The following is a 5,538-nucleotide window of genomic DNA, read 5'->3' on the forward strand; positions in this document are numbered from 1 at the left end:
CGGCTGAGCCGCCTCTACCGCCCGCGCCCGTCCTGCGCGGGTCACGGAGTGACGACGACCTCGTCGTAGCGGCTGAGCGAGAAGAAGTGGGGCGAGGTGACATACAGGAACCGGGCGTTCCACGTGCCGGTCACGTTGGCGGGGAACTTCCTGGAGAAGCTGCCGTCCGCAAGGGTCCTGGTGGAGCCCATGCCCTGCCACTTCGTGCTTCCTGCGGGCCTGAAGTAGTAGTGGACGGTCGCGCCGACCAACGGCGTGCGGGCGGCGTCGGTCTCGGTGAGCTTGCCCGTGACCGTGATCGGCTGGCCCTTCTTGACCGGCTCGGGCGCGGCGTTGAATTCCGAGATGGCCGTCGCCTTCCGCTCGTTCAGCCGGACGGCGGGCGTCACCGAACCCCGGAAGTTCGGGGTGCCGGCGTACTGCAGTCGCACGAAGCCCGGTCCGGGGTCGGGAATATCCCCGCTGAGGCTCTCCGTGCGGCTGTAGCCGGGATCGGTGTGGACCAATGTCCCACCGACTGTGGTCCAGCCGGTCTTGCCGTCCGCCGAGTACTGGATGTCCACGTTCGAGGAATAGGGGGTGCCCGACGGGATCTCGACGACGTCGAGCTTGGCCCTCACCGTCACGACCTTGTGCGAGTACAACTGGGCGGTGAAGTCGTGGAAGGCGGTCCCGCCCGTGGTGTCCACCGTCAGCTTCTGTTCGGTAGTGGCCACCCAGGGCGAGTCGGTGCGGACCTGCCACGGGTCGTCATCGGTGAAGGGCAGGGAGAAGGACGCACCGAACCGGCCCGTGCCGTCCGTCGTCAGGTACTTCGCCGGTGCGGGGGCGGCGTTGACGGCGACCCTCAGGCCGGCGGGTGCCGGCTTCCACGTGCCGTCGGGGGCCTTCCAGGTGACGGTGCCGCCGATCGTGCCGTTCGTTCCGAAGGGGCCGGTCAGGGTCGGGGAGTCCAGGGTGATGCGTGCGGCTGCGCCCGGCGTCACCTGCACCGGCAGGGAATCCTGGTCCTTGACGCCGTTCGCCTCGCCCGCGAAGTGGACGTACGTGGCGTCGTGGTCGGACGGCTTCGCACCGGACTCGGCGCCGGAGACCGTGAGCTTCGACGCGAAGTGTCCCTGGGCGTTGGGGGTCACCTGTGTGGTGACGGTGCCGGTCCGGGCCGTGAACGTGCCCGGATAGGGCTTCAGCGCACCGTTGCGGGGGTCGTAGAGCTTGATGTCACCCGATACCTCCGTCTGCGGGGCCGCGAGCGACACCGGGTTCGAGGCCTTCAGGTTCGCGAAGGAAGGCCGCACCTGATAGTTCAGGCCCGTCTTGTCCTTGTGGGAGACGTTCTCGCCCTGAGGGCCGTCGTACTCCACGTCGACGGTGTACTCGCCGAGCGCGGCGAGCTTCAGCGGGGCGGTCTGGACGGGTACCGCCGCGGTGACCGGGTCCCCGCAGGAGTCCGGGCAGGGCTCGATGCCCGCCTCGGGGACGGCGGTGAAGCTCGTGACGGTGGCGACCCGCGCGGTCGTGCCCTTCTTGCGCAGGTGCACCTTGAGGTCCTTGGGCAGCAGCTCGGTGCCGAAGTCCAGGATGACCCGCTCGTGCACCACGCGTGCGCTGAACTGCCTCGGCTGGGAGGCGGCGGCCTGCGCGGCCGTGGTGGGCACGGCCAGCGCGGCGGCTCCCAGTCCCAGGACGGTCGCGGTGCAGAGCACGGCGTTGATGCGCTTGTTCATGAAACCCCCGGAGATGTGTTCGACGATCGGTGGTGAGACCGCCGAACGCCTCCAAGGGTTGTACGGGGCCGTACGGGAGGCGTACGGGACCGCGCACGCCTCCGGCGCGATGTCAGTCCAGGACCGGCAGCAGCTCCGGCAGGTGCCCGTCCGAGGCGCGGGCCGCGGCCTGGCGCTCCTCCGGGACCTCGCCGTAGAGGGTCGTACGGGCCTTCGCGGGCCGGCCGGCCGCCTCGGCGACGGCGATCAGGTCCTGGACGGACTTGTACGAGCCGTAGCTCGAGCCGGCCATCCGGGAGATGGTCTCCTCCATCAGGGTTCCGCCCAGGTCGTTGGCGCCCGAGCGGAGCATCTCGGCCGCGCCCTCCGAGCCCAGCTTCACCCAACTGGTCTGGATGTTGGTGATGTGCGGGTGGAGCAGGATGCGGGCCATCGCCGTCACCGCGCGGTTGTCGCGCACCGTCGGGCCGGGGCGGGCGATGCCCGCCAGGTAGACGGGTGCGTTGGTGTGGATGAACGGGAGCGTCACGAACTCCGTGAAGCCCTCCACCCCCTTGGCCCGCGCCTCCTGCTGCATGCGCGCCAGGGTGCGGAAGTGGCCCAGCCAGTGGCGGGGCTGGTCCACGTGGCCGTACATCATCGTGGAGGAGGAGCGGATGCCGAGCTCGTGCGCCGTCGAGACGACGTCGATCCAGTCGGCCGTCGGCAGCTTGCCCTTGGTCAGGACCCAGCGGACCTCGTCGTCCAGGATCTCCGCCGCCGTACCGGGGATGGAGTCGAGACCGGCCTCCTTGGCCGCCGTCAGCCAGTCCCGCACCGACATCCCCGTGCGCGTCGCGCCGTTGACGACCTCCATCGGGGAGAAGGCGTGCACGTGCATGCCGGGGACGCGCTGCTTCACCGCCCGCGCGATGTCGAAGTAGGCCGTCCCGGGCAGGTCCGGGTGGATGCCGCCCTGCATGCACACCTCGACGGCGCCCACGTCCCACGCCTGCGCGGCCCGGTCGGCGACCTGGTCGAGCGAGAGGGTGTACGCGTCCGCGTCCGTGCGGCGCTGCGCGAAGGCGCAGAAGCGGCAGCCGGTGTAACAGACGTTGGTGAAGTTGATGTTGCGGGTCACGATGTACGTGACGTCCTCGCCCACCACCGACTTGCGCAGGTCGTCCGCGATCCGGCAGAGGGCGTCCAGCGCGGGGCCGTCCGCGTGCAGCAGGGCGAGCGCCTGCTCGTCGGTGAGCTTCGTCGGGTCGTCGGCGGCCTGCGCGAGCGCCGCCCGTACGTCCGTGTCGATGCGCTCCGGGAGCATGCCGGGGGCCGCGGCCTCGCGCAGGGCCTCCCAGTCGCCGTAGACCTCGTCGAAGTCCTCGCGCCGGTCGGCGGTACGGCCCTGCGTGTCGATGGTGGTGTGCAGGTCGGTGCGCCCGAAGGAGGCGAAGCCCTCGTCCGGCTCCTGCCACGGCCGGCCCTCGACCCGCGCGGACTCGTCGGCGAGCCCGCTCTCCGCGTCGGCCAGCGCGCGGACGTGGGGCAGCAGCCGCGGGTCCAGCCAGGGTTCGCCGCGCTGGAGGAACTCCGGGTAGATGGTGAGGCGTTCGCGGAGCGCGAAGCCGGCGTCGGCGGTGTGCCGTGCCAGTTCCTCGATGTGCGGCCAGGGGCGCTCGGGGTTCACGTGGTCGGGGGTGAGCGGGGAGACCCCGCCCCAGTCGTCGATGCCGGCGCCGATGAGCAGCGCGTACTCGGAGTCCACCAGGTTCGGCGGGGCCTGGATGCGGGCGCTCGGGCCGAGGATGTGGCGGGCCACGGCGATGGCCGCCGCCAGCTCCTCCAGCTCCGCGTCGGGCATGCCGCGCATGGCCGTGTCGGGCTTGGCCCGGAAGTTCTGGACGATGACTTCCTGGATGCCGTGGTAGCTGCGCTGGATCCGGCGCAGCTCGAAGAAGGCGTCCGCGCGCTCCTCGTAGGACTCGCCGATGCCGATCAGCACCCCGGTGGTGAAGGGGACGTTGGAGCGGCCGGCGTCTTCGAGGACGCGCAGCCGGACGGCCGGGTCCTTGTCGGGGGAGCCGTGGTGGGGGCCGCCGGGCTCGGACCACAGCCGGGTGGCGGTGGTCTCCAGCATCATGCCCATCGAGGGGGCCACCGGCTTGAGGCGCTGGAGGTCCGACCAGGTCAGCACCCCGGGGTTGAGGTGGGGGAGGAGGCCGGTCTCCTCCAGGACCCGGATGGCCATGGCGCGCACATAGGCGAGGGTGTCGTCGTAGCCGTGCGCGTCGAGCCACTCGCGGGCCTCGGGCCAGCGGTCCTCGGGCCGGTCGCCGAGCGTGAACAGCGCTTCCTTGCAGCCCATGGCCGCGCCCCGGCGGGCTATGTCGAGCACCTCGTCGGGGGACAGGTACATGCCGTGGCCCTCGCGGCGGAGCTTGCCGGGGACCGTGACGAAGGTGCAGTAGTGGCACTTGTCCCGGCACAGCCGGGTGAGGGGGATGAACACCTTGCGCGAGTACGTGATGACGCCGGGCCGGCCCGCGGCTTCGAGGCCGGAGTCCCGCACCCGGGCGGCGGAGGCGGCGAGGTCCTTCAGGTCCTCGCCGCGCGCCTGCAGGAGCACGGCCGCCTCGTTCGCGTCGAGCGCGACGCCGTCGCGGGCGCGACGGAGCGCCCGGCGCATCGAGTTCTCGGTCGGAGCGTCACTCGGAGTGGTCATGGCCCGAGCATACGATCCGCTCGCGCGGGCACGGAGGGGCTCATCGCATCAGCTCCCCGGCGTTGACCAGCAGAGACTGGCCGGTTATCGCCCGTGCGCGGTCCGAGGCGAGGAAGGCGGCGGCGTCGGCGACGTCCCCGTCGGTGGCCAGGTCGGGCAGCGCCATGCGGTCGGTGAGGCGGGAGTGCACCTCGGCCTCCGGTACGCCTTCGGTGTGCGCCGTGAAGGTGACGAAGGCCTGAACCGGGGGACCCCACATCCAGCCGGGGAGCACGGTGTTCACGCGGATGCGGTGCGGGCCGAGCTCGCGGGCCATGGAGTACATGGCGGAGGTCAGCGCGCCCTTGGAAGCGGCGTAGGCGGCCTGCTGCACCTCGTTGGGGGAGGCGATGGCCGACTGGGTGCCGATGATGACCACGGAGCCGCCTGCGGCCTTCAGCGCGGGCAGGCAGGCGCGGGTCATGCGCAGGGTGCCGAGCAGGTTCACGTCGAGGATCTGCTGCCAGGTGCCGAAGTCGGCGTCTTCGAGGCCGCCGAAGTACGAGTCCCAGGCGGCGACGTGGACGACGGCGTCGACCCCGCCGAACCGCTCCTGGGCGAGGGCGGCGAGGGCCTCGCACTGGCGCTCGTCGGAGATGTCGGTCGGCAGGTACGCGGTGTGCGTGGCGTCGGGGTCGATCTCGGCGGCGCACTTGGCGAGGTTGGCCTCGGTCCGCGCCCCGAGCACGGCGTTGCCGCCGTCGCGGACGACGGTGGCGGCCACCTGGTGCCCGAGGCCGGCGCCCACGCCGGAGACGATGACGGTCTTGCCTTGCAGAAGCAGCGACATGGTGCGGGCCTCCTGGGTGGCGCCGGCCTATATCTGACGGGGCGTCAGGCTACGGCGCGGGGCGCGGGGAGGGAAGGGGCGCGACCCGTTCCGCCTGCGCGCGGCGCCACTGCCCGGGGACCAGCCCCCGCTCCTCCGCCGCCGGAGGGGCTGGATTTGCCTCCGGCGGCGCCTCAAGCGCCGGCGGGGCTGGGTTGTGGCTGGCGTCTGTGTGTACGTGGCGGGGCGTGGCGGGGCTGCGGGTGGGTCGGTGCCGGGGCCGGGGTGGGGTGTCGGCC

At 71.9% G+C, this 5,538-nt stretch carries 3 protein-coding genes; all 3 read right to left on the reverse strand.

From position 1 onward, the window contains the following. Positions 1 to 41: 41 nt before the first annotated feature. Complete coding sequence (locus ACFVX6_RS40415) at positions 42 to 1,727, reverse strand: hypothetical protein (protein WP_389699572.1); 1,686 nt, start codon at positions 1,725 to 1,727, stop codon at positions 42 to 44. A gap of 112 nt (positions 1,728 to 1,839) precedes the next feature. After that, positions 1,840 to 4,431, reverse strand: a complete 2,592-nt coding sequence (locus ACFVX6_RS40420) for a bifunctional FO biosynthesis protein CofGH (RefSeq protein ID WP_389699573.1) — start codon at positions 4,429 to 4,431, stop codon at positions 1,840 to 1,842. Between the two features lie 40 nt (positions 4,432 to 4,471). Continuing rightward, a complete protein-coding gene (locus tag ACFVX6_RS40425) occupies positions 4,472 to 5,260 on the reverse strand; it encodes an SDR family oxidoreductase (RefSeq protein ID WP_389699574.1) in 789 nt (262 codons plus the stop codon). Between the last annotated feature and the right edge of the window lie 278 nt (positions 5,261 to 5,538).

It is taken from the genome of Streptomyces sp. NPDC058289 (assembly GCF_042880975.1).
GTDB lineage: Bacteria > Actinomycetota > Actinomycetes > Streptomycetales > Streptomycetaceae > Streptomyces > Streptomyces stoeckheimensis.